The organism is Comamonas sp. w2-DMI, from assembly GCF_040187735.1.
Taxonomy (GTDB): domain Bacteria; phylum Pseudomonadota; class Gammaproteobacteria; order Burkholderiales; family Burkholderiaceae_C; genus Comamonas; species Comamonas terrae.
Genome location: NZ_JBANEL010000011.1, coordinates 1 through 25,818 on the forward strand (window position 1 = coordinate 1; position 25,818 = coordinate 25,818).

30 protein-coding genes and 1 tRNA gene are annotated in these 25,818 nt (G+C 66.1%); 3 read left to right on the forward strand and 28 right to left on the reverse strand.

The genetic code is table 11. From position 1 onward, the window contains the following. Window positions 1-115 precede the first annotated feature (115 nt). From V8Z74_RS12965 to V8Z74_RS13045, 17 genes are all read right to left on the reverse strand, one after another. Window positions 116-394: a hypothetical protein gene (locus V8Z74_RS12965; protein ID WP_021264241.1), complete on the reverse strand. Its 279-nt coding sequence runs from the start codon at window positions 392-394 to the stop codon at window positions 116-118. A 93-nt stretch (window positions 395-487) separates the two neighbouring features. Next, window positions 488-1,225 carry a DUF5983 family protein gene (locus V8Z74_RS12970; protein WP_021264242.1) on the reverse strand — a complete coding sequence of 246 codons (738 nt, stop codon included), beginning with the start codon at window positions 1,223-1,225 and terminating at the stop codon, window positions 488-490. Window positions 1,226-1,435: 210 nt separating this feature from the next. Then, the gene (locus tag V8Z74_RS12975; RefSeq protein ID WP_058489326.1) at window positions 1,436-1,828 is read right to left on the reverse strand and encodes a hypothetical protein; all 393 of its coding nucleotides are present in this window, start codon (window positions 1,826-1,828) and stop codon (window positions 1,436-1,438) included. Window positions 1,829-1,849: 21 nt separating this feature from the next. After that, window positions 1,850-2,074: a hypothetical protein gene (locus V8Z74_RS12980; RefSeq protein WP_021264244.1), complete on the reverse strand. Its 225-nt coding sequence runs from the start codon at window positions 2,072-2,074 to the stop codon at window positions 1,850-1,852. Between the two features lie 333 nt (window positions 2,075-2,407). After that, on the reverse strand, window positions 2,408-2,965 hold the full coding sequence (locus tag V8Z74_RS12985; protein ID WP_349709558.1) for a hypothetical protein: 558 nt from the start codon (window positions 2,963-2,965) through the stop codon (window positions 2,408-2,410). A 243-nt stretch (window positions 2,966-3,208) separates the two neighbouring features. After that, window positions 3,209-4,807, reverse strand: a complete 1,599-nt coding sequence (locus V8Z74_RS12990; RefSeq protein WP_087535295.1) for a DNA cytosine methyltransferase — start codon at window positions 4,805-4,807, stop codon at window positions 3,209-3,211. A 520-nt stretch (window positions 4,808-5,327) separates the two neighbouring features. Further along, window positions 5,328-7,349 carry a DNA topoisomerase III gene (locus V8Z74_RS12995; RefSeq protein ID WP_087535294.1) on the reverse strand — a complete coding sequence of 674 codons (2,022 nt, stop codon included), beginning with the start codon at window positions 7,347-7,349 and terminating at the stop codon, window positions 5,328-5,330. A gap of 277 nt (window positions 7,350-7,626) precedes the next feature. After that, on the reverse strand, window positions 7,627-8,067 hold the full coding sequence (locus V8Z74_RS13000; protein WP_087535293.1) for a single-stranded DNA-binding protein: 441 nt from the start codon (window positions 8,065-8,067) through the stop codon (window positions 7,627-7,629). 73 nt (window positions 8,068-8,140) lie between these two features. Further along, complete coding sequence (locus V8Z74_RS13005; RefSeq protein ID WP_087535292.1) at window positions 8,141-8,668, reverse strand: DUF3158 family protein; 528 nt, start codon at window positions 8,666-8,668, stop codon at window positions 8,141-8,143. Further along, window positions 8,665-9,453, reverse strand: coding sequence for a PFL_4669 family integrating conjugative element protein (locus V8Z74_RS13010; RefSeq protein ID WP_087535291.1), 789 nt, complete (start codon window positions 9,451-9,453; stop codon window positions 8,665-8,667). Before V8Z74_RS13010 ends, V8Z74_RS13005 begins: the two co-directional genes overlap by 4 nt. Window positions 9,454-9,769: 316 nt before the next feature. Continuing rightward, the gene (locus V8Z74_RS13015) at window positions 9,770-11,023 is read right to left on the reverse strand and encodes an STY4528 family pathogenicity island replication protein (RefSeq protein WP_087535290.1); all 1,254 of its coding nucleotides are present in this window, start codon (window positions 11,021-11,023) and stop codon (window positions 9,770-9,772) included. Between the two features lie 3 nt (window positions 11,024-11,026). After that, window positions 11,027-11,587 carry a DUF2857 domain-containing protein gene (locus V8Z74_RS13020; protein ID WP_087535289.1) on the reverse strand — a complete coding sequence of 187 codons (561 nt, stop codon included), beginning with the start codon at window positions 11,585-11,587 and terminating at the stop codon, window positions 11,027-11,029. A gap of 15 nt (window positions 11,588-11,602) precedes the next feature. Next, window positions 11,603-13,204: a ParB family protein gene (locus V8Z74_RS13025; protein WP_087535288.1), complete on the reverse strand. Its 1,602-nt coding sequence runs from the start codon at window positions 13,202-13,204 to the stop codon at window positions 11,603-11,605. Next, window positions 13,197-13,439, reverse strand: a complete 243-nt coding sequence (locus V8Z74_RS13030; protein WP_087535287.1) for a hypothetical protein — start codon at window positions 13,437-13,439, stop codon at window positions 13,197-13,199. Before V8Z74_RS13030 ends, V8Z74_RS13025 begins: the two co-directional genes overlap by 8 nt. Beyond that, the gene (locus tag V8Z74_RS13035; protein WP_087535286.1) at window positions 13,423-14,298 is read right to left on the reverse strand and encodes a ParA family protein; all 876 of its coding nucleotides are present in this window, start codon (window positions 14,296-14,298) and stop codon (window positions 13,423-13,425) included. Before V8Z74_RS13035 ends, V8Z74_RS13030 begins: the two co-directional genes overlap by 17 nt. Before the next feature lie 43 nt (window positions 14,299-14,341). Further along, window positions 14,342-14,554, reverse strand: a complete 213-nt coding sequence (locus tag V8Z74_RS13040) for an AlpA family transcriptional regulator (RefSeq protein WP_087535285.1) — start codon at window positions 14,552-14,554, stop codon at window positions 14,342-14,344. Window positions 14,555-14,672: 118 nt separating this feature from the next. Next, entirely contained in the window at window positions 14,673-15,419 is a 747-nt protein-coding gene (locus V8Z74_RS13045; protein ID WP_349709559.1) for a hypothetical protein, read from the reverse strand. A gap of 768 nt (window positions 15,420-16,187) precedes the next feature. On the opposite strand from V8Z74_RS13045, the gene V8Z74_RS13050 reads away from it, so the two are divergent. The 3 genes from V8Z74_RS13050 (at window position 16,188) to V8Z74_RS13060 (ending at window position 18,024) form a co-directional block, all read left to right on the forward strand. Continuing rightward, window positions 16,188-16,279, forward strand: a tRNA-Leu gene (locus tag V8Z74_RS13050). 319 nt (window positions 16,280-16,598) lie between these two features. Next, on the forward strand, window positions 16,599-17,225 hold the full coding sequence (locus V8Z74_RS13055) for a DUF6806 family protein (protein ID WP_066482040.1): 627 nt from the start codon (window positions 16,599-16,601) through the stop codon (window positions 17,223-17,225). 166 nt (window positions 17,226-17,391) lie between these two features. Beyond that, entirely contained in the window at window positions 17,392-18,024 is a 633-nt protein-coding gene (locus tag V8Z74_RS13060) for a YgjP-like metallopeptidase domain-containing protein (protein WP_349709560.1), read from the forward strand. 23 nt (window positions 18,025-18,047) lie between these two features. Here the strand turns inward: V8Z74_RS13060 and murI are convergent, their stop codons facing one another. The 11 genes from murI to V8Z74_RS13115 all read right to left on the reverse strand — a co-directional run bounded on the left by murI (window position 18,048) and on the right by V8Z74_RS13115 (window position 25,807). Beyond that, window positions 18,048-18,920 (reverse strand): glutamate racemase, encoded by an 873-nt coding sequence (murI, locus tag V8Z74_RS13065; RefSeq protein ID WP_349709561.1) that lies wholly within the window; start codon window positions 18,918-18,920, stop codon window positions 18,048-18,050. A 115-nt stretch (window positions 18,921-19,035) separates the two neighbouring features. Continuing rightward, window positions 19,036-19,557 (reverse strand): hypothetical protein, encoded by a 522-nt coding sequence (locus V8Z74_RS13070; protein WP_349709562.1) that lies wholly within the window; start codon window positions 19,555-19,557, stop codon window positions 19,036-19,038. A gap of 132 nt (window positions 19,558-19,689) precedes the next feature. Next, complete coding sequence (locus V8Z74_RS13075; protein WP_349709563.1) at window positions 19,690-20,310, reverse strand: hypothetical protein; 621 nt, start codon at window positions 20,308-20,310, stop codon at window positions 19,690-19,692. Continuing rightward, window positions 20,307-20,771: a DMP19 family protein gene (locus V8Z74_RS13080; RefSeq protein ID WP_066482024.1), complete on the reverse strand. Its 465-nt coding sequence runs from the start codon at window positions 20,769-20,771 to the stop codon at window positions 20,307-20,309. Before V8Z74_RS13080 ends, V8Z74_RS13075 begins: the two co-directional genes overlap by 4 nt. 57 nt (window positions 20,772-20,828) lie before the next feature. Continuing rightward, window positions 20,829-21,428 carry a hypothetical protein gene (locus V8Z74_RS13085; RefSeq protein ID WP_349709564.1) on the reverse strand — a complete coding sequence of 200 codons (600 nt, stop codon included), beginning with the start codon at window positions 21,426-21,428 and terminating at the stop codon, window positions 20,829-20,831. A 58-nt stretch (window positions 21,429-21,486) separates the two neighbouring features. After that, complete coding sequence (cls, locus tag V8Z74_RS13090; protein WP_349709565.1) at window positions 21,487-22,971, reverse strand: cardiolipin synthase; 1,485 nt, start codon at window positions 22,969-22,971, stop codon at window positions 21,487-21,489. A gap of 11 nt (window positions 22,972-22,982) precedes the next feature. Then, window positions 22,983-23,621: a DUF938 domain-containing protein gene (locus V8Z74_RS13095; protein ID WP_066482007.1), complete on the reverse strand. Its 639-nt coding sequence runs from the start codon at window positions 23,619-23,621 to the stop codon at window positions 22,983-22,985. 4 nt (window positions 23,622-23,625) lie between these two features. Next, complete coding sequence (locus tag V8Z74_RS13100; RefSeq protein WP_349709566.1) at window positions 23,626-24,027, reverse strand: YybH family protein; 402 nt, start codon at window positions 24,025-24,027, stop codon at window positions 23,626-23,628. A gap of 42 nt (window positions 24,028-24,069) precedes the next feature. Beyond that, window positions 24,070-24,621 (reverse strand): SMI1/KNR4 family protein, encoded by a 552-nt coding sequence (locus V8Z74_RS13105; protein ID WP_349709567.1) that lies wholly within the window; start codon window positions 24,619-24,621, stop codon window positions 24,070-24,072. 11 nt (window positions 24,622-24,632) lie between these two features. Beyond that, window positions 24,633-24,926 (reverse strand): hypothetical protein, encoded by a 294-nt coding sequence (locus tag V8Z74_RS13110; protein ID WP_349709568.1) that lies wholly within the window; start codon window positions 24,924-24,926, stop codon window positions 24,633-24,635. A 23-nt stretch (window positions 24,927-24,949) separates the two neighbouring features. Further along, entirely contained in the window at window positions 24,950-25,807 is an 858-nt protein-coding gene (locus V8Z74_RS13115) for a class I SAM-dependent methyltransferase (RefSeq protein ID WP_349709569.1), read from the reverse strand. Between the last annotated feature and the right edge of the window lie 11 nt (window positions 25,808-25,818).

Sequence of the window (25,818 nt, forward strand, 5' to 3'; positions counted from 1 at the left end):
CATGGGGCAAGAATGGCCCTGGAGTGAGCGGTCCGCCCGTAGGAAACCGCACCGCGCCGCATCCGCTTTCCTTCGCTGCGGGCAAGAAAAAGCCCCTCGAAAGGGGCTGGTTGGGTCAGGCTTCGTACACGAAGTAGTGCTCGCGCTGACGCGGGAAGAAGACATGCTTCCACGTGTCGCCGCTGGTGTTACCACCGTCGAACACGACCATTTCGTAGTCGTCGATGTCGGTGTCTGCCAAGTCGGCGCTGGCGATATGGCGCATGTGCAGCGTGCCGTGCGTGCGCTCGAATACCAGGATCTGGCCGATGGCATCGTCCTGGCTCATGGCGTTGACGCAGGCTCCGAGCTGGTGCTCGAAGTCGGGTGCGCGCGAGATGAGGTCGGGGAACATGAGGTTGCTCCTATGAAATGGACCAGCCCGGCTCCTGGGGGAGACGGGCTGGCATGGAGAAACAATGAGGAAGGCCGGCGTGTCGCGCGGCTGCTAGGACTCGGCCAGCGGCAGGCCCAGCAGCGCGGGTGCGTCGGCATCGAAGATGAGGATGCGCACATCGGCTTGGCCGGCCAGTTCAAGGATGTTTGCCAGGTCGTCCGGCATGCCCTTGTTCCGGTGCTCCTGCCGAAGCTGCTCGGCGGTGATGCCCTCGGCGTGCTCCAGGTTCTGATCCGTCCAGGGCGTGGAGATCAGCTTGACGCCGATCGCCGGGCTGTACGGCACACGGAAGGCGATGAACAGCATGGCCTCCGGCGTAGCGATGTCCGCCAGGTCGGCGAGGTAGTGCCAGGTATCGACCGTGATGTGCTCACGGCTGATCTCCCAGCACCGGCTGTAGTAGCCGGTCTCGAAACTCAGGCGCTGCACCACTTCCCGCGCTGCCTCGGCCGAATAGGCATCGCCGACGTGGACTGGGCGGCCGTCGAAGTCCTCGCCATGGATGGCATAGACCACGGCACCAATCACGCCTTCGCCGCTGACGCCTTCACCAGCATCGCATTCGGCCAGCACTTCGTCGCTCAAGGGTTCAGGGCCATTGCTGATCACGGCGAAATCGTTGGTGACGATGCAGGACGATGAAACCAGTTCTTCGTCGGAAAGGAATTGCTGGCTCGCGTGGATGTTGCGCCAAACATGCGGGCTTCCATCGTCGTAGCTGATGCACAGCGTGCGGACGATTTTCAGATTCCAGTAGCCGCGAAGGAAGGGATTAGGATTCTGGGACATGGGATCTCTCCAGATTGAATAATGGAGCCAATCCCCGCCACCGGGAATTGGACCCGGTGGGTTGAAAAATGGAAAAAGCGTCAGGAAGTGCCGACCATGGCGTTGTCAGCACTGCGCTGGACTACGGGAAATAAATGAGGGGCACGGCCTCGTGGGCGCGTGCCCCTCGTGGGGAGTGAACGAAGACGTGGTGGTGTGCCGGAGACCGGCTCACCAGCCGTTGTAGTTCACGAGCAGGTCGGCGAGGACCTTGCGGCGTTGCAGGTCGAGACCGTCGAAGTCCGACAGCCCGTGGAAGTGGCAGCGCTTGAGCATGGCACCGCCCTCGCGCGCGTTGTAGAAGCTGACCATAGCGGACAGGAACATGCGTTCGCCGCTGCTCAGGACGCCGAGGGCATCGTTGAGCCGCAGCATGTTGGGACGCAGGTCCCACTTGCTCTTGGCCTGGTTCAGACCTTCGCGGGTGCCGTCGCCGAACCACTCGGGGCCAGCGATCTCGACGCCGCGCTTCCATGCCTCGAAGAAGGCTTGGGGCGCGGCAGCGAAATGCTGTTCTTCCCGCATGATCTGATCGACGACTTCCCGCGGCAGTAGCTGGTTCATGACGTGATTCCTCCAGTTGGATCAGGGAATGGCGAGCTGGGACCAGCCGCCTCTTTCGAGGGCACGCCGGGCCGCGGCGTAGCTGCGGAAGTACTCGCGGGATTCCCGCGAAACGGGACCTTCGGTATCGCGCGTGCCGATGTAGTGGCCGGCGGCGCTTTGCAGGACTTCGAGCGGCAGGAACTTGCCGCAGTAGGTCGAGGCCAATTGCCCGAAGGTTTGGCCGAAAGAGGCTTGCTGGGACATGGACGGGCTCCTTGGAAAAGCGGGGCCTCGTCCCTCACGGGATGGCAGCTCCCGCACGCGGTTGATAAAAAGCATCAGCGTCACGAGGACGCGCGTCCGCGGAATTGATGCGATGCGGACTGGCGGGCAACGCGGGAGAGACCCGCGGCAGCCTGGAACCCTGGCTGCTGGCATGTGCTGACCGGAATCAGCGAACATGCGGGCAGCTTCGTGCGCGGGCCGCGTCGCGTTAGTTGGAAAACGGCATCCGGTCCAGCCCCGATTGATAGGCACGGGGAAAAGAAAAAGCCCCGCACGAGTGCAGGGCTGTCAGGAGGGTGCGATGGTGCTGGGTCAGTCGGCCTTGTCGCCCAGCACATGCTGCTTCCACAGGTCGAATGCCTGCTCGGGCGCAAGCTCGGCGAGGATGACGATGGGCTGGGCCTGCCGGGCGCGCAGCGAAGCGAAGTACGCTTTGCGGTCGGCGATGGCCTTGAGCTTGATGCCCTTGATGAACAGCAGTTTGCCGTCCTTGATGAAAAGCACCTTGTTGGCGATGTCGCGGTTGAACGCGGCTCGCACCTTGCGTTCCGCGTGCATGGCATCGGCCAGTTCATCGACCAGGAAGTCGAGCGTCATGTCGATGTAGTGAGGGTCTTCGCCCTCCTGGCCGAGGTGGAGCGGCGCAGGCGGCAGGCCCTTGGCGAAGGCTTCGGCCTGCGCCAGCAGCGCCACCTTGCCGCTGAGCGCACGCAGGAACGTCGAGCCGCCGTGGCCGTCGTTGCGGGCCTCGGCGATGGGAGTGCCGTCGAACACGACGGTGGCGCTGAAGCACATCGTTTCCTCGCTGGCGAAATCTGCCACCTTGAGGTTCTTCAGCGTGATGCGGTCTTGCTTGGTGATGGTTTCCATGGGAAGTCCTGAAATCGACCGGGCGGCGACATGCCCCTGACGGGACGTGGCGACCATCCCTTGGGTTGGAGAAAGGAGGCATCGATGCCCCGGTGGGCAGCGTTCGCCGGTGAGATGCCGAAGCGAACTGGCGGGTGGCGTGGGCGGAACCCACGGCAGCCTGGACACCCTGGCTGCGGGCTGCTGCCGATACATCGGCAATGCAGGAAGGAGAATGGCGCAGCCCGCAGGCTGCGTCGCCGATCAATCCGAAGCGGTCGAGCCCGTCTTGTGCAGGCACTGCACCAGCCGGTGGCCCAGCCAAGCCATGCACGGGACGGCCATGGAGTTGCCGATCGCCTTGTAGCGAGGAGCATCCGCGGCGAGCTTGCCGCGGTACGGGATCAGCGTGTAGTCGTCGGGCATGCCTTGCAGCCGCTCGCACTCCATGGGCATCAGCCGCCGCACCCGCCAGTGCGACCAGTCGCCGGGTCCGGGGTCGTTCCAGTCGTAGCGGAAATGCGCCTCGAAGTCGGGAGCCAGCACATGGGGCTTGTCCGCGCCGCCGCCGCTGGCGCGCAGCGCGGCCGCTACGTTGCCGCCCAGCTCGGCGGCAAGACCCTGCTGCCGTCCCCGCAGGGCAACGCAGGCCACCATCGGCACGCCATAGCCCGGCTTGCCGTTGGACAGGACGGTGCAAGCCACCTGTCCATGACCCGACTCGTAGCGCACTTCGCCGCGGTTGTTCTGCGCGAAGGCGATGGCGGGCACCACGCCAGCGTTCGCATGACTGTGGCGATGCCCGCCGGCACGCAGCGTCGGCGTCAGGTCGAGCGTGGCATCCGCGCCGCTGCCCTGGGCGGTGAAGGCGATGATCGGCACACCCTTGCCCGTACCGTCCTCGCTGCTGCCCTTGCCGTTGTTGGCGGTGTCGAGGGTATGGCTGATGTTGCCCGCGACGGACTGCACCAAGTAGGTCTCGGTGCAGATGTCGTGCTTCGGGCCACCCGCCATCAAACTGGCTGCAAGATCGGTCGGACCACGCCCATTGCTGAATCCGAACGTCGTCGTGACCTGGCCGTAGGGCTGCTTCAGTCCTGCGTATCCGCCTGCTGCTTCAGCACCCGGTCCAGCAGCGCGGGCAGCTTCTTGCCACGGCGCGCGGCCCGCAGAAGAATCCCCGAGCAGGCCTGCGCGCTCAAAAAGTACTTCGGCGGGATCGAGGTCATCACCACCACATGCCACAAGAAACACACGCTTGCGGCGTTGGGCGACACCGAAATATTGAGCGTCGAGCACGCGCCAGGCGATGCGGCGGCGGGGTCCAGACACACAACCAGCGTGCGCCCATTTTTCCCCTGGCGGCTGGAGCGCACGGCCTTCTCCGGCCAGTGCGCCCAGGAAATGCCCGAAGGCATTGCTGCGGTCGTTGAGGACGCCGGGGACGTTTTCCCAGACGAGCGTTGCCGGCGGGCGGCGGTCTTGGTGGCGGGTTTGGTCGATGGCATTTGCAAGCTCCACATAGGCAAGGGTCAAGGCTCCACGCGGGTCATTCAGCCCCTGGCGCGCGCCGGCCACGCTGAACGACTGGCACGGCGTGCCGCCGACCAGGATGTCGGGTGCCGGCACGGTGCCGGCGAGCACCTGGCGGGCGATCGCGGTCATGTCGCCCAAGTTGGACACGTGGGGGTAACGGTGGGCGAGCACGGCGCTCGGGAAGGCGTCGATCTCGGCGAACCACGCGGCTTGCAGGCCGAGTGGATGCCAGGCGAGGCTCACGGCCTCGATGCCGCTGCACACGCTGCCGTACAGCAGTGGCGCGGCCTGGGGCGCACCGCGAAGGGTGCGAGGTTGCGGGTTCATGTCGGGTCTCCTGTTCGTGTGGCCCTGGGCGGGCCGGGACGTTGATCGGCAGGAGAAAGGCGCCGAAGGCCCTGCGGCCTTCGGCTCGGGAGGACAGAACCACCCGTGGGCTGTTGCAGGCCCGGTCGTCGCTAGAACCGTCTGCACATCAGCAATCACACCCGGCCCATGTCGTGGCTGGGGCCGGCATCGTCTGGCGTGTATCCACACACAAACGGAGCCCAGTGTTTCGCCGGCGGGCACCGGCACCGAATACCGCTGACCACGAAGGGTCTCCGGGTGGCTCGCGCAGCTTGGCAAGCCATCGGGGAACCCTTCGCAGTAGGCGGGAGAACCGGATCAACAGAGCACGCATGGCGTGCATCGGCGAGAAGCCACCTTCTGGTCCCGCGCGACCGGGGACGGTCGCGTGGGACGCGCACACGGACAAGAAGGCGTTGCGCGCTGGGCGTCCCGCAGGGCGTGCGGGACACAGGCCGCGCCGCCGATGGCGGACACGGCTCACGGGGAACGGGGTCGGTCAGGAGCCTTTGCGGGCGCTGTCACTGGTACGGCGCGGGCGCGAGGCCCCGCGCTTGGACGTGCCGGATTCGACCGGCAGCGTGCCTTTGCAGTCGGGGTAGCGACTGCACGACCAGAACGGGCCGCTCTTGCCGGTGCGCTGGCGCGTGGGTGCGCCGCACTGCGGGCAAGCCGGCCCTTGGGGAACCTTGATGGACAGGGATGTGCTGCCGTACTGCGCGATCAACTGGGAAATCCATGCGGCCTGCTTGCCGATGAACATGTCCAGCGTGAGCTGGCCGGCCTCGATCATGTCCAGCGCCTGCTCCCAGACGGCGGTGGTCCCTGGGTCGGCAATCGCTGCGGGCACCGCGTCGATCAGGGTGAAGGCAGCTTCCGAGGCGCGGATGGAGCGCCCCTTCTTCACGAGGTAGCCCCGCGTCAGCAGGCCGGTGATGATGTTGGCGCGCGTGGCTTCGGTGCCGATGCCCGTCGTGTCCTTCAACTTCTGCTTCAGGCGCGGGTCGGTCACGAAGCGCGCAACACCTTTCATCGACTTGACCAATTCGCCCTGGGTGTAGGGCTTGGGTGGCATCGTCTTGAGCGCCTTGATCTCGGCCTCGGCCACCTGGCATGCCATGCCTTCGCGCAGCGCGGGCAGAGCCTGGCTGCGCGCGGCGGCCTCGCCATCCTCGTCGGGCTGCGGCTCGGCCAGCACCAGGTGCCAGCCCTTGACGATGACTTGCTTTCCCGTGGCCGCCAGCGTTTGCTGGCCGCAGGAGAAGTTCGCCACGGTGCGATCGAACTCGTGATGTGGCAAGAATTGGGCGAGGTAGTGCGCCCGGATCAGCCGGTACACCGCCAGTTCCTTCTCGCTCATGGTCGAGAGGTTCGACGGTTCGAGCGTCGGGATGATGCCGTGGTGCGCTGTGACCTTGCCGTCGTTCCAGGCGCGTGAGCGCTGAGAGCGGTCGAGCTGGCCCATGATCGGGCGCAACGATGGATCGGTCTTGAGCAGGCTGTCCAGAACCGTGGGCACCTCGGCGAACATGCTTTCGGGCAGGTAGCCGGAATCGGAACGCGGGTACGTGGTGGCTTTGTGCGTTTCGTACAAGGCCTGGGCGATTTCCAAGGTCTCCTGAACGTCCAATCCAAGCTGCTTGGAACAAACCTCCTGGAGCGTTCCCAGGTCGAACAGCAGCGGCGGACCTTCGCGCACGCGCTCGGTCTCGACCGACACCACCTGGGCACTGCCGGCTGTGCGGATCTGCTGCGCGGCCTGCTGGGCGACGGACTGTTGCACGCATCGGCAGGCGTCGTCTGTGCAGCCTTCGGGCGGGACCCACTGCGCGCTGAAAATCTGGCCGCCTGCGGACAGGGACACGTCGATGGCCCAAAACGGCACCGACTTGAAAGCCGCGATCTCGCGGTCGCGGTCCACCACGAGCTTCAGCGTCGGGGTTTGGACGCGCCCGACCGACAGCACGCCGTCGTAGCCCGCCTGCCGCCCCAGCACCGTGAACAGCCGGCTGAGGTTCATGCCCACGAGCCAGTCGGCCCGCGAGCGTGCCAGTGCCGAGAAGTACATCGGCAGCGTATCGGACGACGGCCGCAGCTTACCGAGCGCGGTGCGGATCGAGGCATCGTTGAGCGCCGACAGCCACAGGCGTTCGATGGGGCCTCGGTAGCCACACAGGTCGATGATCTCGCGGGCGATCAGCTCGCCCTCGCGGTCGGCATCGGTGGCGATGACCAGGTGGGTCGTTTTCGCCAGAAGCGCCTTGACGACCTTGAATTGCGTGGCGGTCTTCGGTTTGACCTCGACCCGCCATTGCTGGGGAATGATGGGCAACTGGTCCAGCGACCAGCGCTTGAGCGCTGCGTCATAGACCTCGGGTGCTGCCGCTTCTACGAGATGGCCGATGCACCAGGTGACGGTGACGCCGGAGCCGCTGAGACAGCCTTCACCGCGCTGTGTCGCGCCGAGAATCCGGCCAATGTCCTTGCCCTGGGAGGGCTTCTCGCACAAGAACAGCCGCATGTCCGTCCATCCGATTTCCGTGGTTCACTGAGTTGCTGGAAACGAGGATGCCGAGCACCACCAGAGGCAGCAGCAAACAAGCCGCATGCGGCGGCGACCACTTTCACGGGATGGAATGGCTGGGGCGGGAATGGCGTGTGGCCGGGGGTGTGCGGGCCAGGAGCCGCGATTTTCAGGAGCGCGTGGAAGCCGGTGGACGTTGATGGAGCTATCCCCTGGGGATAGCTCGCGAGAGCATGGAGGGCGGCGAAGACGTGCGACCGCCCTCCATGTCGGTTCACTTCCTGCGCTTGGCTTCTTTCGGCGCAGCCGGCTCCTGCGCGGCCTGGGGCTTGGGTTCTGCCTCCTGCGGCTTCGGACTGAGGGCCACGGACTCGATGCGGAATGGCAGGATGCCGACGCTGCGCGCGTTGATCTGCCAGGTCTCACGCGGCTGATCCTCATTGTCCGTCCAGGGTTCGCGCTCCATGCGGCCGACGACCAGAACGCGCATGCCCTTCTGGTAGAGGTCCTTCCAGTGCGCGGCGTCGCGGTGCCAGATTTCCACCGGCGCCCAGAAGCCGCCGCGATCCTCGAAGGTTCCATCCTTCTTGGGGATGGGGTTGTCGAAATAGACGTTCAGGCGCAGCAGGCGGCTGGGTTCGTCGTTGCCGTTGGGGAACTCCCGATACTCGGGGGGCGAACCGATGTTGCCCTCGCCAGAAAAATGCGTGCTCATGTTGCAATCTCCTTGGTGGTTGAAATACCCACACCTGGTCGGTGGCGGGCGCATGCTGGGATGCCCGACGCGATCACCGATCGCGCATTGCGGGTGGGGTGGACTTGAGCCGGCGCAGGTAGGCGTCTTCCGCCTCGGCGGCTTTGCTGGCGCATTCCTGGGCCTGCCTGCCCAAGGTGTGCAACAGGCTGATCTGCATGTTGAGCGTGATGCGCTGAAGCTCGATCGCGTGCAGGTCGGCCAGCAGGTTGACCGGCGTGCTGGTGCTCGCCATCAGCTCCTGCCACAAGGCCACGCCCATGGCTGACCTGTCGTGCCTGCGCCAGCGCAGAAACGCCGTACCTGCGCCAGTGGTCTGCTGGGCCAGTTCGATGGGGAGCAGGTGGAAGGGATGCCCGACTGCCTGTTGCAGCACCTGTCGCTGCGCCAGGGCAATCAATTCGTCGCGCATGGCGAAGCACTGGCTGGCCCAGGCCTCGAAGTCCCCTTTACCCTTAAAAGGCTTTAAAAAGCCCTTTAGAGAGGCTGCGTGTTCCAGCCGCATGAAGGCTCCCTGTTGCAGACCCTGGAAGTAGCGGGTTTCGCGGATCGGGGCGTTCATGCCTGCTCGTCCTCGTCCTCGCCAGCGCCGGCCTCGGGTGCCTCGGCGGCGATGGCTTCGTCGCTGGGGGAAGCCACTGCTGCAGGGCTATCACCGCGCTGTTGCAGGCCACGGCGCACGATGGGCGGCGCGAATTTCGAGCGGCGCGTGCCTTCCAGCACGTCCTGCGGCAGTTCCCCGAACTTCTCCAGCGCGGCCCGCGCTGCGGCATTCTTCGACGCGAAGTCGTCGCGGACGCATCCTGAATAGCGGTACTGCTGTGCCAGACTGAAAAGACTGCGCAGCGCGTGCGCGCCTTCGTTGAGCCAGCGTTCCAGCGTGCTGCGGTCGATGAGCGCGGTGTGGTGCGCCAGGATCAGCTTGCGGGCGATGTCGTCGTAGTCGGCCAGGAGATAGACGGCGGCAAAGCCCAACTGCGCATTGACGAACAGCGGGAGCTTGACCGGCTGCACGTTGAGGTTTTCGCCCAGGCTCAGCGCGGCGGGCACGCCGGCCAGTGCCTGGTCCACCTGCTCGCGCAGCGATTGCAGCGTGGCCTTGGTCTGGTCGAGCTTTTCCTCGATGCGCAACATCCACCAATCGCTGTACGGGTCGTCCTGCTCCGAACCGCGCTTCATCTTGTTCATCTGGGCGATGTAGCCGTTGAGCCCGACGATGCCGGGTCGCCCGTCCGCTGCGGCGCGGCCGTGCCAAATACGCGAAGCGTGGTGGGTGTGGAGCGTCAGCGACATGGCGCTGCGCAAGGAGCCGAGATTGAGTTGCAGGGGTTCGTTGGTAGTTGCCATGGTGTCCGCTCGTTGTGGGAAAAGAGCGGTCAGCTTCGGCAGGAAGCGGAAGGCAGTCAGTCAACAAACCGAAACCCGCCAGGCCCCGGTTCAGGGCGTGGCGGTTGCATGCGGCGCAAGCTATCCCCAGGGGATAGCGCCATGGAGCGCCAAGGAACTCTGCAGGTCAGGATCAGTGCGGGCAAGGCCGATCCCGCGACAGGCGATCAAGGCCTGGCGTGCATCGGTTCGACGTCGTAGCCGTCAGTGGAACTATCCCCAGGGGATAGCTCTACTGGAAGCCACCGGCATCCACTTCGCCGCCTTGCAGGCAGGCTCACTTGCTGGCAAGCAGGTTGCGCAGCCGCTCGATGTGCTGCTTGGCGACTTCCGGCGGCACCGGCTTGCCCTGCGGTGGGGGTGGTGGTGTTGGTGGTGGCGGCCGTTCGTTCGGCGGGGCGGGTGCCGATGGCGCGTCCTTCTTGGCCCAGGCATTGAACTCGCCATGGATGGCGCGCTGGATGATGCCGAACAGGTATCCCGCAGGATTGCGGATGCCCTGGTTGCCGCAGCGTGCGGCCCACTCGTCCAGCACCGCCTGCCTTAGCGAGGCATCGACCTGCTGCAATGCCACCCGCGCACCTGTCTGCTGTTCTGCCTTCAGTTCCGCGAAGCGCTTGGGCCATTGCAGGTCGCCCAGCGCGCGCGCCTGCGCCTGTACCTGCGCGGTAGTACGTACTTCATTAATACGACTACTACGTACTGTACGGGCCTGCTTCGGATTCGGAAGAGAGGCGTCTGGCGCGGGTTTCAACCCTGCTTCGGAATCCGAAGTGGGGTCATCAGGATTCCGAAGAAGGCTTGGAACGCCTTCTTCGGATTCGTGCGTGGCGTCCTCCTGTGGATAACCTTCGTGCGCCCCGATGCCCTGGCTGGCGAGGCGTCCGGCCAGGACTTGCAGCCTGGACGGCAGGGTGCGCCCGGCCAGCAAGGGGTCTTCACTGATCTCCGTGAGCGTGTGCAGGCCCACGACCTGCACGGCCTTGGCGGAATGGCCCAGCGCCTGGCTGACAAGCTGCAGGTAGTCCGGGTCGAGCTGCATCGCTTCAAAGGGTGTCAGCGGCTCGTCGTGCAGCACATACAGGTTGCCGAGGATGCGGCCGGTCTTGGGGTCTCGCCGTCGCCGCACGAGGCTCAGCCATCGGGTGAGCCGCAGCAGCGTCAGCGCCCGTGCCACGGTCTCGTGGGAGGCTTGGCCCGCGCAGGGCATCGATGCGAGCCAGGGCCGAAGCTGCTCATACGTCGGGAATGCCGTCACGCCGTCGTCGTTGAGCAGCAGGCGGAACACCTGCCATGCGTTTCGCTCCAGCGGCGTCAGGCGGCGGTCGAGGAACAGCCGCCGCGGCACCGTCTCATGCCGATTGCCACTGAACAGGAAAGCATCGCCGGAACTGGGTGTCGGCGGTGCCGGCGCGGGACTGGGCGTGACGGCACCGGGACTGACTTTGGGCGCAAGGTTCTTGAGCGCGCTGTCGAACAGATCAGCGAGTGCGACTGGGCCACGGCGTGGTGCAGTGTCGTCCACGGCCATGGCTCAACCCAATCCCTGATCGACCCAAGACTTGAGCGCAGCCCAGACCACCGACAGCGGCAAATCCATGCCTTCGGCGAGGTCCATTGCCGCGTCGAGAATCGAGGTCTCGTCCTCCAGATCGACGTTTCTGGTACTGGTGATGGCTTTCCAGCGCCGCCACAGTTCCGTGTCCTGGGTTTCGTCCAGGACAGGATGGCGTCCCTTGCGCTTGGGCAGGCCAAGCACTTCCCGGCGCAAGGCGACTTCCTGGTGGGTCAAACCGTAGAAGCGGCTCACCATTTCCGTGCTGGCACCCAGGCGCAGCATGCGATCGACCGTGGCGATTTCCTTCTCCACGTCCTGCGCCTGGTTGAGCAGGCGCCGCAGCACTTCGCGGTTGACCGTCACTGAGCACCACGAAACATTGGCGTTGGCCAGCACGCTCACCATGGCTGGATGCTTGAGCGCGTCTAGCTCAGATTCACCGAAGCCCATTGCCTTGCAGCGGCGCAGTTGTCCGTTGCGCAGGTCGTAGAGCGCCTGGGCGATCACGGCTTGATTGAGCGGGTGTTGAGCGGACATGCTGGTCTCCCTCGCTCACGCCCCAGAGCCTGCGGTGCCGGATTCCAGATCCAGCAAGCGCCGGGCCAGGCGCAACAGGCGGAACAGCTTGACCAGGGCGGTGTCGCTCAAGCGTCGCGCCCCGCCAGCATGGAGCAGCGCAGGCAGGTCGGTGGCGAACTCGCTGTCGTCCAGGCCAGCCTCGGAGAAGGCCTGGCCGGCCAGACACGCCAGCAGCGCAAGCACGGTGCGGCCCTGCGGTGGATGGGCCTGGGTATGGCATACGAAGCCAACGCCATCGGGGCGCTCTTCGATGCACGTATCGAGACCTGCCTCGCCCGCGATCTCGCGGGCGAACTGCGCGATGTGGATGCGCAGACGGTCGGGCGTGTCCAGGCCCGGGTCGATGTGCCAGATGTCGGAAATCGGATAGAGCCCGCCGGCCTGGACCGGGATCGACTGCAATACGCGGGCAGAAAAATCCGGTGGCAGCGCATCCCCCAATTCTTCCGCGACCAGCCGTTGAATGGATTGAAGCCGTTCGGTCGTAGGTGCAGGCGAAACGATGTGCCCTTGCAGAAGGTCGCCTGCCGCGGCCCCACCGTCTGCAGTCGAATTGCTCTCGCGCGTCGGGGGAGCGGGTGCCGGCGTCGAGGCCGATGGTGTCGGCGCGGCCGGCGGGCGTGCAGTGGTTCCGGGTTCGGGCAATGTGGGCGGCGGTGATGTCGGGGTCGGATCGCTGATCAGGGCGCGATGGCGGCTTTCGGATTCGGTGAGATCGAGGGCCAGCACGTCGTAGTCGATGCCCAGCAGTTCGGACATCTGGCCGATCAGCTCATCCTGCACCCGCTGGGGAGCAAACTCGTCGGCCTGCGTGTCGAACTGCGACAGCACCTCCTGAAAGAAGTCGTCGAAGTCCTGTACCAGAGTGCGGCCCTTGGCGTAGCGCTCCCACGCGAGCATGCAGGCTTTGCGCATGACCGACAGGCGCTCGACCTGGTGGCGGCCGAGGCCGCCATAGAGCACGGTGGGGATCGCGGGCAGGAGGTAGCGCACCGCGTCGTTCATGCGGCTGATGTGCGACTGCTGGACTGGGAAGCCATCGGCCGCGAGGCGGCGGGCCAGTTCGGATTGGCTCAGGTTGGTGCCGCTTTCTTGCTCGTAGAACTCGCGGGCTTTTTCGACACCGAGGGCGCGCTCGATGAAGGTGAGTCCGCCGCGCAGTTCGTTCTCGGCCAGATGGCCGGTCAGCATGACCACTTCGCCACGGCTGGGCCACGGCCGGAACAGGCACGCTATGCGGAAGAACTGCTCGTCCTTCGTCTCCGACCAAAGCTCACGCAAGATCGCGAGGCGTGTGTTGCCGCCGTTCCTGATGATGTAGTGATCCTCGCCGGGGCGCCGGGTAATCGCAGGTGCCGCGTCGAGGCCGCGCTCGCGGATCGAAGATTTGATGTCCTCGTAGGCCGGATTGCGCTTCTTGCGTGGATCGTGGTCGTAGGGGCGCAACTGATCCAGGGTGACGATCATCGGCGTGTCGGCGATCGGGTCGCTCAAGGCTGCGGCCGACGGGCCACTGCGATCGAACCCGGCGGCGAGCAGCTTGCCGGCCATCTCCTGGGAGGTCATCTCAGCCATGGACATCTCCCCGCGTCACGGCTTCGCGCTCGGCACGACGTATTTGCGCGCGGGCGTTCAGGGTCGCCCGGTGGTCGCTCGCCGTCGAACTGGTGTAGATCGCGGCGCAGCCCGGCTTGGTGAACTTGAGGTGTCCGCCCGGCGTGCGCTTGACGTGCCAGCCTTCGCCCACGGCGAACTCGATCAAGGTGCGCAGGCGCTTGTGGCCCCGTGCCAGTTCATGTGCGTTCGCCATGAGGCCTCCCGGTATCAAGAGGGCGCGGTGGACGACCGGACACCTGAGCAAATCTTTCCTGCCACTGCGGGAACAATTCATCGGCCAGCCAGCGCATGGTGTCTAGCGCCGCCGGCGCGACTCTCCCTGGCGGCTGGCGATGTTCGACCCGATGCACCGGCAAGCCGCGCGTCGCGGCGCGCGGGTAGGCTTCGATGGCGGGCACATCGGTGGTCAGCACGCGGATGCCGGTGTGGTCCTGGAACAGGTCGCGCAGGGCCTGCTGGATCAGGCGTGCGTTGGCGGAAACAGGGTGGACGCGGTTGATGAGTAGGTGCAGCGGCGGCGGCTCGATGCCCAGGTGCCGGTATGGGGCGATGTCCTCCAGCAGTTGGATGGTGCCGCGTCGCAGTTCGCGCGCGGCGAGGATTTCCGGGGTGACGGGCGACAGCGCTTGGCCTGAGGCCAGCACGGCCATCTCCAGCAGCACGGAACGGGCGCCCTGGGTGTCGATCAGCACCAGGTCATAGAGGGGCTCAAGCATTGGCAGCAGGTGGCGCAGTCGCAGGCGCCCGTCCGGGGCGTGTAGCAGCAGCGTGTTCAACTCGCCGCGATGATCGTTCGAGAGCACCAGGTCCAGCCCCGCGATGATCGTGCGGGACACGAGTTGGCCGAGGTCGCGCTCGTTGAAGGCCAGCAGCTCGTAGATGCCGCCGGGCGCACGGTGGGCCAGCTCGTAGTACGACGACAGCGTGGGCTGTACGTCGAGGTCAAGCAGCAGCACGCGCAGGCCCGCATCGGCGGCAAGTCCGCCGAGGTTCGCGGCCGTGGTTGTCTTGCCAACGCCGCCTTTGGTCGAGATGATGGATACAACCTGCATGGCGCTCTCCGGTCGAGGGTGGGAAGTCAGCGGGGAGAGCCGCTCAGGTCCGGTTGTTGAGGCGTTCGGCGATCCACTGGTCGATCTCGATCGAATCCCAGCCGACCGCTCGCACGCCCAGGCGCAGCGCCTTCGGGAACTGGCCCTTGCGCATCAAGTTGTAGATGTGGGCGCGTTTGAAGCCGGATTTGGTTTCGACTTCTTCAAGCCGCAGAATGCGGCGCTCGATCGGTGGCAGTGCAGGTGTTTGCGACATGGCGGTCACTCCTGAACGCTCAGTGGCGTTTATTGGCGTGACCTCTATTCAATAGACCTGACCGCGAAAAGACATTGCAAATGCAATCTCCGCGACTGCACATACAAGCTGGTGTACCTCACAAGGTTGCGCTACGCAGCCGGCGCCGCGCTGTGGCGAACTTGCCGTTCAACGTCCGCTCCGCAATGCCCATGGCGCCGCTGTGATGAGCGACCATAGCGCTCACCACGGCCTCCTGCGTCTTGAAGCTGGAGTACGGCGTGCCTGATGGGGACTGGCCGAGCATCAGGTCCAACATGCCGCCGATGATGTTCAGGTAGGTGGTCTCGGCACGGTCGCTGATCGAGCACTGCACGTTGGCCGGGATCATCGCGGACTGCTTGAGCATCGCGTCGTGCTTCTCCTGCAGCTTGTGGAGTTGGCGCTTGCACTGATCCAGGGCGGATTTCAGGGCCAGCCGCTCGACCAGCATGGCTTGCCCCGTTTCCAGTGAGATGAAGGGATGGGCGATGCGCTCGCTGCGGGAGAAGAGGAAGCCGGGTCGCTGCTCGGGGTAGTGCTGTCGCATCCAGCACTTCAGATCAACGTGGCGAACCGTCAGATCGGGGGAGTCGATCAGGGCGGTATCCCGTGTCGTGATGCCGTTCCGACCGAAAGGAAGTTCGCCATTGAGGATGCCGTCGTAGATGCGTTCGGTGTACAGCCTCAGTTCGCCCCAGCGTGGGAAGTCCAACGACTGTGGCAGGTTCCTTGGCGATGAGATCGAGGCCAGGATGACCGGCTCGAACCGCAGTAACCCGGCCCATCGCAGGGAGGCTTCAATCGGGTGATAGAACACCTTTGATGTTGGTGCATTGTTGTTCATGCTCCCATCTCCTTCCAGGAGAACTACATGGCCGACTCCTTTGGTGCCGACCTCTTGGGTCGGCTTGTTGTCTTCCCATGAAGCGAGGTCCCGGACCCGCTTCGTCATCAGTCCTGAGCACTATTCGCCAGCTCGTGTCGCTGGTAGCCGCCATGCGCTCAATGTGTAAGAATTCGTGATCGCAAGATAGTCGATCTGCCCGCAGGTAAGGTTCGACTGTGACGGTCACATTGGCAGCGTCACAAGTGGCAGCGACCTCCGCAAAACCGTTTCGGTATGGCCTGATATGCCAGCGGTTTCACAGCGCGCGAAGGGATGGCAATCGTTGCGCGCCCCTCAACGGGGCGTAGCGGAACCCGAGCCGGTCATGCTTGCCCGGCATCCTGATATAGCAATTAAGAATCGTGCGGTGACGCGCGAGCGTGGATGCGCGAGCTGCGAGCGAGCAGGTTCGTGGTCAGTTCGAGTCCGTTGGGGACGGGGATGTACCGAGTGCAGCGCTGGTGTGCTGCGTGTGGGTCTATGGATGTCGGTGGACTTCTTTGGACGAACTTGTTGTCGAGGGCCAAAAATAAGGCTACAATTGAGGTCTTCGCTGGCCACCTCGGCGAAGAAAGTGTTCGGGAAACAACGACTTACGAGCCTAGTAAACGTCTCGTTTCCCGCTCCAGTTAAAAAAGGGAAGCTCTGCTTCCCTTTTTTGTTGCATTGTCCGCATGGCCGGTGCAATACTCCCGGGTCGGGTTTTTGCCTGACTGCCAGGAATGGGCCCCGATGGTGAAATTGGTAGACACTGCGGACTTAAAATCCGCCGCTTCCGTAAAAGGGGCGTGCCGGTTCGACCCCGGCTCGGGGCACCAATGACGGACGCTGCAGGCGCATGCAGCTTTTGAACCGGGGCAGGCATGGCTGCGGCCTCTCCATGCCGCCATCTGAAATCACGTTCCTGCGCGAACCTGTCTTGTGCCATGTGTCATGGCCGGCTTGCGGCTTTGACAACGCAAGAAAATCACAATGCCCGGATGTCGCCCTGGCGAACATGCGAGAATCGCCGCTCAATGCTCAGGGGCTGGGCCAAGCGTCGAGTGCTGTTTGCGTGCTTGGAAAAACCCCGAGATGCCTGCAATATGGAGTCCCAGTGGAACCTGCGGGTCCGATCAGGGCTCTAGAGAAGAAAAGATGTCGAGTTACAACGCTGCTTTCGAAATTCATGTCCACGGCCAGGTTCTGCTCCGTGCCGATGCTACGTATGAGCAGCTGCAGGACGCATTGCGTCCCCTGTGGGCTTATGCGGGCGCGCGCTCGCTGGTCGATGGTTCCCCGAGCTACTACGAGGAGGAGCCGGGCATCCAGTTCGATGCGCCCGAGCACCTGCTGCAGATGTGCTGGACCGTGCGCGGCGACGATGATTTCCGCCAGGCGCTGGACGATATGTGCATGGGCCTCAACGATCTGGCCGAACAGGGCGCTGCCATCGAGGTGACGTTCTACGACACCGAGTTCGACGAGGAGGATGCGCCGGCGGATGCCGAGAGCCGCGACGACTTCGTCATGCTGTTCGTCGGCCCCAATCCGGCCGCCATCATGCAGGTGCAGCGCGACCTGCTGGTGCAGGACGTGATCAACATGATGGAACGCCACTTCGACAGCGCCGAGCTGGGCGGGGTGGTGCAGGAGATCGACAAGCTGTTCTCCCAGCGCTTCGAGGCCCTGGTGAGTTCCCTGGAGCTGGGCAAGCCGCCGCGCGGCACCGGCGGTTCGGGTTCGGGGCACGGCGGCAACCGCCGTCCGCGCCATCTGCACTGAAGCGCTCGTTTCCTTCCCGTCAGGCGCCGGATCGGCTGCCTGACCGGGATGTTCAAGGCCCTCTTGCCGCCTGTATTGCCGCCATGCCGTGCCGAGCCAGGAGGTCCGGGCTTTTGTGGGTTGCCGCGCGCAAGTTGTGCGCAGATGCGGCGCCCGGTATAGCGCCATGAAACCTATTGCCACACCCAAATATTCGGGGGCGATCAGCCAGCCCGGGCGCCGCAAGGCGGCTTTGCGGGACGATGGGGGAATGCCGGGCGGCAATGCGCCGCTGGCTCTGCCGTATCTGTCGGGCTATGCGCCGGCGCTGCTGCAGCAGGTGCGCGACTGGCTGGAGGCGGGCAAGGCCGGGCAGTGGCTGCTGGACAGGCATCCCGAAGCACACAACCGGCGCACCGACAAAAGCCTGTACGACTATGTGGATGCGCTCAGGAACGAGCATCTGCGCAATGCGGGCCTGCTGCACAAGGTGGCCTACGACAGCAAGATCCACGTGGTGCGCAATGCGCTGGGCCTGCACACGCGGCGTGCGATCGCCCATGGCGGGCGCCTGAATGCCCGCCACGAGATCCATGTGGCTTCCATGTTCAAGCATGTGCCGGAGGCATTCCTGCGCATGATCTGCGTGCACGAGCTCGCGCATCTCCGTGAACTCGATCACGACAAGGCTTTCTACCAGCTGTGCACCTACATGGAGCCGCAATACCATCAGCTGGAGTTCGAGGTGCGCCTGTACCTGAGCTATCTGGACACGGGCGGCGCGCCCCTGTGGGGCGCGGGGGCCGAAGGCCGAGCCTGAAGCCGGCCCCGCGGCCCATGGCTTCAGGCGGCGGCCAGCGCCTGCTGCGGTACGTCGACGCCGGCGCAGCAGTCGGCCGGCATGCCCAGCCAGCGCTGTGCCGCGGCCTGCAGGGCCGAGAGGCTGCCCGTGGTGAGCATACGGACCGGTGCTGCCTGCGCCTGGATGTCCGCCAGCATGGACTGCTGCTCCAGAATGCGCCGCGTCTGGCGTGCCACGGGGGCGCCGGTGTCCAGGAACTGGATGTCCGGGCCCAGCAGGGCGCGCAGATGGTCCTTGACGAAGATGTAGTGGGTACAGCCCAGCACCAGCGTGTCCATTTGTCCGGTCTTCTGGCCGAAATCGCCCAAAGCGCTCGTGTACTTTGCGCAAAGCGCTCTGATTTCGGTAGCTTCCGGATTTTCGGGCACGGGTTCTTCGGTGCTGCGCTCGATGGCGCGGGCCAGGCCGTCGCAGGGCTGCAGATGGAAATGGGCGCGCTGGCCGTGCTCGGCCACGAGCTTGGCCACGCGCGGGCTGGTGACGGTGCCGCGCGTGGCGAGCACGCCCACATGGTGGGTCTGGCTGGAGAATGAAGCCGGCTTGATGGCCGGCTCCACGCCGATCACGGGCAGGTCCGGCATGCGGGCGCGCAGCATTTCCACGGCGGCGGCGGTGGCGGTGTTGCAGGCAATCACCAGGATCTTGATGCCATGCCGCTCGCGCAGATACCGGGTGATGGCCATGGTGCGCTCCTGCACGAAGGCGTCTCCGCGGGCGTCGCCGTAGGGGGCGTTGCCGCTGTCGGCCAGGTAGACGAACTGTTCGTGGGGCAGCTCGTGCAGCAGGGCCTGCAGCACGCTGAGGCCGCCGATGCCGCTGTCGAAGATGCCGATGGGGGAGCTGGGTGAGGACATGGCGCCGGAAAGCAATGTGTTTTTAGGGACGGTGGGCGCAAGTATGCGCCGCTTTGGCCGCCGCCGGGGCCCGGCGCTGCAGATTCCCCCGCGCGGGCCGCTGCAGGCGGCCGGCCTAGGGCTGCTGCCCGTCCCGCGGCGCGGGCAGGCCGCAGACGGCGCAGAAATGATCCTCATGGCCCACCTTGTGGCCTGCGGGGCAGTAGCGGGGCGCCAGCAGGCCGGGCCGGTTCAGCACCGAGTAGAAGGAGCCGAAGGCGATGCCGTAGAACAGCATGGCATGCCCGGTGACGAGGCGCAGCTCCTGCGCCAGGCCGTCATCGCCGGGGCTGCGGCCGGACAGGCTGATGAAGAAGTTGAGGACGGCATAGCCGAAGATGGCAAAGAAGCCGTACTGCATCCAGGTGGGGCAGCCCGCCAGCATCTGCTGGATGGAGGGGCGGGTGTTGCCGGTGGTGTTCAGGCGATGGCCCAGCAGCACCGCGGGCAGCCAGACCACGAAGATGCCCATGATCAGCGCCATGGGCAGGGCTTGTGCATCGCTGCCCAGGGGAGACAGCAGCAGCGGCGCCAAGCCGAACAGCGCAGCCAGGTGCAGCACCATGCTGGCGGCCAGGCCCAGGCCGGCCACCAGCATGAAAAGAGTGAATATCGGTCGCATCCGGAAAAATATGGCTTTGAAAAGATAGCTGCCTTCGCTTGAGCAGCAAAGGGCTCAATATGTTTTATATCTGCATTTGGCTGGTGGCAAGTGAAAACAGCTATGGTTTTATCCAGCGGCTCCAGGCGGGGCGGGCACGGAAAGGCGCAGCGAGCCGATGAGTTCGCCGAAATAGCTTTGCCGGACCAGCAGCCTGGCGGGCAGGGGGCCGGAAGGCAGGGCGTCGTAGTCGTCGGCGTCGATGCAGAACTCGAAGAACAGGTAGTTCACGCCCTGCACCTTGAGCTGGTGGGCGCAGCTGCGCCGGCCCGAGCCGCGCTTGGCCTCGACCATGGCCTCGCGCACCTCGCGTTTCCCCAGCACGGCCGTGTAGGCCATGGGCAGGGTGGCGGCAAGGTTGAGCCAGAAAATGAACAGCATGAAGCCCAGGCACAGCAGCAGCATCATGCCGCGCCTGACGGGGCCGTAGGCCGGCCAGGGAGGACCGGGCTGCCACAGGCCGCGCCGGTGCCAGTTGCGCAGCAGCACGCCCGAAATCGCCAGCAGGGCGATGCTCAGGTACAGGGCCCGGGCCTGCCAGCTGGCCGAGGGCACGAAGCTGCGGTTGACCATGACGGGCACCACGGCGCCCAGCATCGCGAGCAGGAAGGCGCAGGCCAGCCATTTCTGCCGGCGCGACATCTTCGGCTTTCCGGTGCGGTTGGCGTGGATGTCGTCGAGCGGGCTCATGCGTCGCCTTTCGCTGCGGGCGGCTGTGCCGTCTCCTGCTCCCTGGCATAGCGCGGAGCCAACTGCTCCAGGGCCGCGGCCACGAAGTCCTCGGGCAGATCCTGGATGATGCGCGACGGCGCCTCGAACACGTCCTCGCCATGCTCGGCCTCTATGGCTTCGAGCATGTCGATGCGCCGGTTGCGGTCCGTGGGATAGCCGGGGCCGAAGTGGGCCAGCGCGCTGTCTAGCGCCTGCAGGGTGGTGTGCTGCTGCAGTCGCACCAAGCCGGCGCGGGCCACCAGGGCCAGGTCGCCCGCGCTGTTCCAGAAAAACTGGTCCAGCGTGCCGTTCATGGTTTCGGCCTCCAGCCACCACAGGGCGATGGTTTGCTGCTCTTCCTCGGTGAGCTGGTGAAAGCCCGCCCGCCAGCGCCGCTCCAGGATTTCCCAGGTGGAGGGGGGCGACGGGGTATCAGACATGCGAAGAAGCCTCGGAGATTGCGCAGAGGGCAGAACGGACGGTGCCGGGACCGCGGGTCATTCGAAATACTCCCAGGCAGCCAGCATCTGCAGTGCGCGCTCTTGGCTGCCCAGAAAACCGGCCAGGGCGTCGGTGATTTTCTGCCGGCCCTGCCCGGCCAGGCCCCCGTCCGGGTCGGCCTCCTCGTCGCTCAGGGCGCTGAAGGCATTGGCCACGGTGGCAAGCGCGCCCACCGCCGTGGGGAGATCGGGCGCGAACACCACGGGTTTCCAGCTGCCGGCGCCGTGGAAGGCAAACAGGACCTGTTGCGTCTGCGTATCGAAGATGAAGGGATCGCCCCCTTGCTCGGCAATCACCAGCCAGTGGGCCGGCCAGCCGGCGATGGGCTGGCCCGGGTGGGACACCCAGGCATATCCGGCCTGGTAGTCCATCAGTCGGTGCAGCGGTGGAATGCAGACCGGATTGCCATGGACGGCCAGCGTGCAGCCCACCGGGCCCACCGATGCGTGGTAGGTCTCGCCCCAGGGGCCGACCCGGGCATAGAAATCGGCCACGGCGGGCGGCAGCGCGGTCGTGCCGCGCCAGTCGCTGGCCGGCTGCGCGCGCAGCGGGCCCCAGGGGTGCAGGAGTTCTTTCAGTTGTTCGAAGCTGGGCATGGGAAAGTGTCGGGGTACGGATGTGCCCGCAGCGCGGCGGGCAGTGGAGCAGGCGGCTTCACAGCACGGGGCTGAGCGTGGCCAGCAGGTTGTGCCAGATGCGCGTGGTCCAGCGCCAGGCGCGCACCTGTTCGGCGGTGATGGTGTCGGACTGCTGCGCATAGGCCTGCTGGCGCTCGCGGATGGCGGCCGTCAGGGCCGTATCCTGCAGCAGCACATTGTTCTCGAAATTCAGATCGAAGCTGCGCAGGTCCAGATTGGTCGAGCCCAGCAGCGTGACTTCGCCGTCCACGCACAGCGTCTTGGCATGCAGCAGGCCGGGGCGGTATTCGAGGATGCGCACGCCCGCGGCCAGCAGGCGCCGGTAGTTGCTGCGGCTGGCCGCGCCCACGATCCAGGAGTCGTTGCGCGCCGGCAGGATCAGCGTGGTTTCCACGCCGCGCCAGGCGGCCGCGCACAGGGCTTCGAGCACCGTGGCGTCGGGAATGAAATACGGCGTGGAAATCACCAGCTCGCGGCGTGCGCTGGCGAGCAGGGTGGACACCAGCTGCGGCGTGGACCGGCGCCGTTCGGCCGGGCCTTCGGCAATCGCCAGGGCCGTGAAGCCGGGCGTCTGGGCGGGGGCCACCGGCATCCGGGGCGCGAAGGTCTTGCCGGTCGCCTGCAGCCAGTCGCTGGCGAAGATCAGCTGCATCTGCGAGACCACGGGCCCTTGCAGGCGCAGCATGATGTCCACCCAGGGCGCGTACCGGGCCTTGACGGCAAAGGCCTCGTCGGCGCAGTTCTGGCTGCCGCAGTAGGCGATGGTGCCGTCGATCACGGTGATCTTGCGGTGGTTGCGCAGGTCGATGCGGCTGGTCAGCACCACCTTGAGCGGATGGTCCACGGGCAGGGCCACGGCCAGCTCCACGCCGGCCTCGGCCATCTGCCGCCACAGCGGCGAGCGGGTCAGCGCACGCGAGCCCAGTCCGTCGACCATGACGCGGCAGGCTACCCCGCGGCGCGCGGCGCGCATCAGCGCCTGCGCGATGCCGGTGCCGGTGCCGTCGGTCAGCCAGATGTAGTAGAGCAGGTGGATCTCGTGCCGGGCCGCGTCCATGTCGGCCAGCATCTGCGCTCGGGCCTGGGCACCGTCGGCCATCAGCCGGGCGCTGTTGCCCGTGGTGACGCGAAAGCCGTTGACCGACGAGGCATAGCGGAACGCGGCCTGCCACTGCGCAGCGACCGCCGGGACGCCGCCCGGCTGCCGCACGGGTGCGGCCGGGTGCGGCGCCATCAGCTGCGCGGCCACTTCGGGCAGCGCCACATACTGCTGCACAAAGGCCCTCACGCCGGGATAGCGCTTGTGCTGCCGGTCGCTGCCCAGGCGCCCGAGCGCGGCTTCGCCGAACAGGTAGTACAGCGCGCAGCCCGCATAGGGCAGCAGCACCATGACGGTGAGCCAGCCCATGCGCACATCGGGGCGCAAATCGTCGCGCAGCAGAATGCGCAGCGTGAATGCCGCAATCAGCAGCACATGCAACAGCAGCAGCAGCCAGGTCATGTCGTCGGGGATCAGGAATCTGCGCCGCGCCGCACGAACACCAGCAGCCGGTTGTTGGCGGGCATGGCATGGTCGTGCTCCGGCGCCAGGCCGTGCTGCTGGGCCAGTGCCACGATGTCCTCGTGGTGGCGTATGCCGCTGTGTGCATCGCGCTCGCGCAGCCATTGGTCGAAGGCGCGGTTGCTCTCGCTGGTGTAGCGACCGCCGTAGTTGAACGGCCCATAGAGCGCGAACCGGCCGCCGGCCGGCAGGTGCATGCCGATCTGCGCGAACATGCGCACCACCAGCGGCCAGGCCACGATATGGGCCGTATTGCTGGAGAACACCGCATCGAATGGGCCGTCCGCGGTGTGCGGCCAGGCATCGGCCTGCAGGTCAAAGCGCAGCGGCAGCCGCAGATTGGGCGAGGGCCGGGCCGCATGCCAGGCCGCGATGCCTGCATGGTTGCCGGGCAGATCGCTGGTCTGCCAGACCAGGTGCGGCAGGCGCGGCGCGAAATAGACGCTGTGCTGGCCCGTGCCCGAGCCGATCTCCAGCACATGGCGGCAATCGGCAAAAGCCGCCTGCAGCACGGCCAGGATGGGTGCGCGGTTGTTCTCGCAGGCTTGCGAGAAGGGCAGGGATGGGGGCAGGGCGGAGGACTCTGTCATCGGTTCAGGCGGCAGTCTGCGGGGGCACGGTCACCAGCAGGTTGGCGTCGCGGTGCAGCAGCCAGCGGCCCCCGCGCCTGGCCAGCACCGTCATCGTGTGTCCGCTGCGCACCACGGGCGCCGCAGGGCCCTGGCGCACCGTGACGGTCAGCCGCGTCAGCATATAGGCCCAGTCGCCCGCGACCTGGATTTCCAGCACCTCGCTGTCGCCGTCGATTTCCATGAGCGCCTGCTGCTGCCCCTCGGCGGCCGCGGCAAACATCTGCCTGCCGAACGGCGCCTGGCCGGGCACGAGAAACAGCGCATCGTCCGTCATCAGGCTCAGCACCGTGGCGGTGTCGCCGGCCTTGCTGGCGCGGATCCAGGTGGCCAGCAGTTCACGTATCTGCTGCTCGTCGTTGCGCATGGGCACTCCTTCTGGGTGGCAAGGCGGCGGCCCGCGGGCCGCTCATTCCATGATGAACTCTTCGGGGTCGGCTTCGATCTGTTGCAGCGAGGCCTGCAGCAGGCCCGCAAAATCCTCGCTGACATGGTCGATGGTATCGGGATCATGCGTGAAGGCGATGACCTGGCCGCGGCGGCCCTGCACCGCGGGCGCATGGTCGAGGATGAGCAGCAGGCTGGCTCCGCCAAACGAGGCAAACGGCAGCCAGCCTTCCTGGTACCAGCCGGGCCGGATTCTCGCGTCGCGTTCGTGCGGCTGGACATAACCCCCGTACCGGGGGGCGCGCTCGGCCATGGCGCGCCTTTGCCGCAGCGCCTCGGACAGCGGCAGGAACTCATAGCCGGTATAAAAGCCGGGCCGCGCAAACACGGCCTGCCAGCGCCGGCCGCCATCGGCCTGCTGCCAGGCCCGGCGCAGCTGCGGGTCCAGCGCAAAGCCGAGTTCGCGCTCGGCGGCGCGCAGCTCCTGCTCCGGTGCGCCGCCACGCAGCTGCAGCGGCTCGCCGCCTTGCGTATAAAGCGGTGCCAGCCTGGACAGATAGCGGGAAAAATCCATGGCCAGGCCTCCTAGCGGGCGGGTGCCGCACGCGCGTCGTCGGCCAGCTCGATGACGATGCCGCCGAAGCGGGCCTCGCCGGCGTGGCAGAGCCGGCCGTCGATGAAACAGTCATGGCTGTCGTAGGGCTGGCCCGTGTCCGCATAGCGTGCGCCATAGCCGCCCGACAGGCCGAGATTGAAGAATTCCAGGCGTCTGCCGTCCGGCGACTGCGCGCGCTGAGCGCAGTCCGGGCACACATGGCGCGGATAGCGGTCGGACGGCTGCAGGGCCGTGGCACACAAGGGGCATTGATAGGTCGTCATGGTGGTTGCAAAGGAACTGCCGGTCAGATGCCCGCCACCAGCAGCTCTTCCGAGTGGGCGGGCGGCCGCAGTCCGTCGGTGCGGTCGGCGAAATAGCGCCGGGCCAGCTCGGTGGCGGGGATGTGCGCGACCTGCCGAAAGCCCGCTTCGCGCGCCATGGCCAGCATTTCGGCGGGAGTGAGCAGGCTCAGGAACGGCGTGCCGCTGGCGCGCGCGCCTTCCATGGCTTTCTCCATGCCGGCGCGTATCGCGGGATCCGCACATTCCACGGGCAGCGTGAAGCTCATGACCAGCGTGGAGCCCGGCGCCAGCGCTGCCACCTGGCGCAGCGTGGCCATGATGGCCTCCCGGCTCAGGTACATGCTCACGCCCGCGGAGGCCACCACGGCGGGCTTTTGCGCATCGAAGCCGGCTGCCACCAGCTGCGCGAGCCAGTCCTCTCCGGCCTCGAAATCCACGGGCACGAGGTGCAGGAAGTCCGGAATGCCCAGGCCCAGATCGAGCAGGCGCTGGCGTTTCCATTGCTGGGGCTGCGGCTGGTCGATCTCGAACACCTGCAGCCGCGCAGCCAGCTGCGGCTTGCGCTGCGCAAAGGTGTCCAGGCCGGCGCCCAGGATCACATACTGCGCGATGCCGGCGGCAGCCTGCTCGGCCAGCAGGTCCTCGACAAAGCGGGCCCGCGCAAGAATGGAGGCGCGAAACGGCCGCGTGAACTCGCCCATGTCGCCGCGCGCGGTCCAGCCGGGCCCGGGGGCGGCCAGGTCCAGGCCCAGGCGGTCGTCGAACACATGGGGCGGCGCATCCGCCAGCACATGCAAGGCGCGCCACAGCGCGGTGCGCACGGCCGTGTTGTCGGGTTGCGGTAGCGATGTGCCAGCCATGTGCGTCCTCC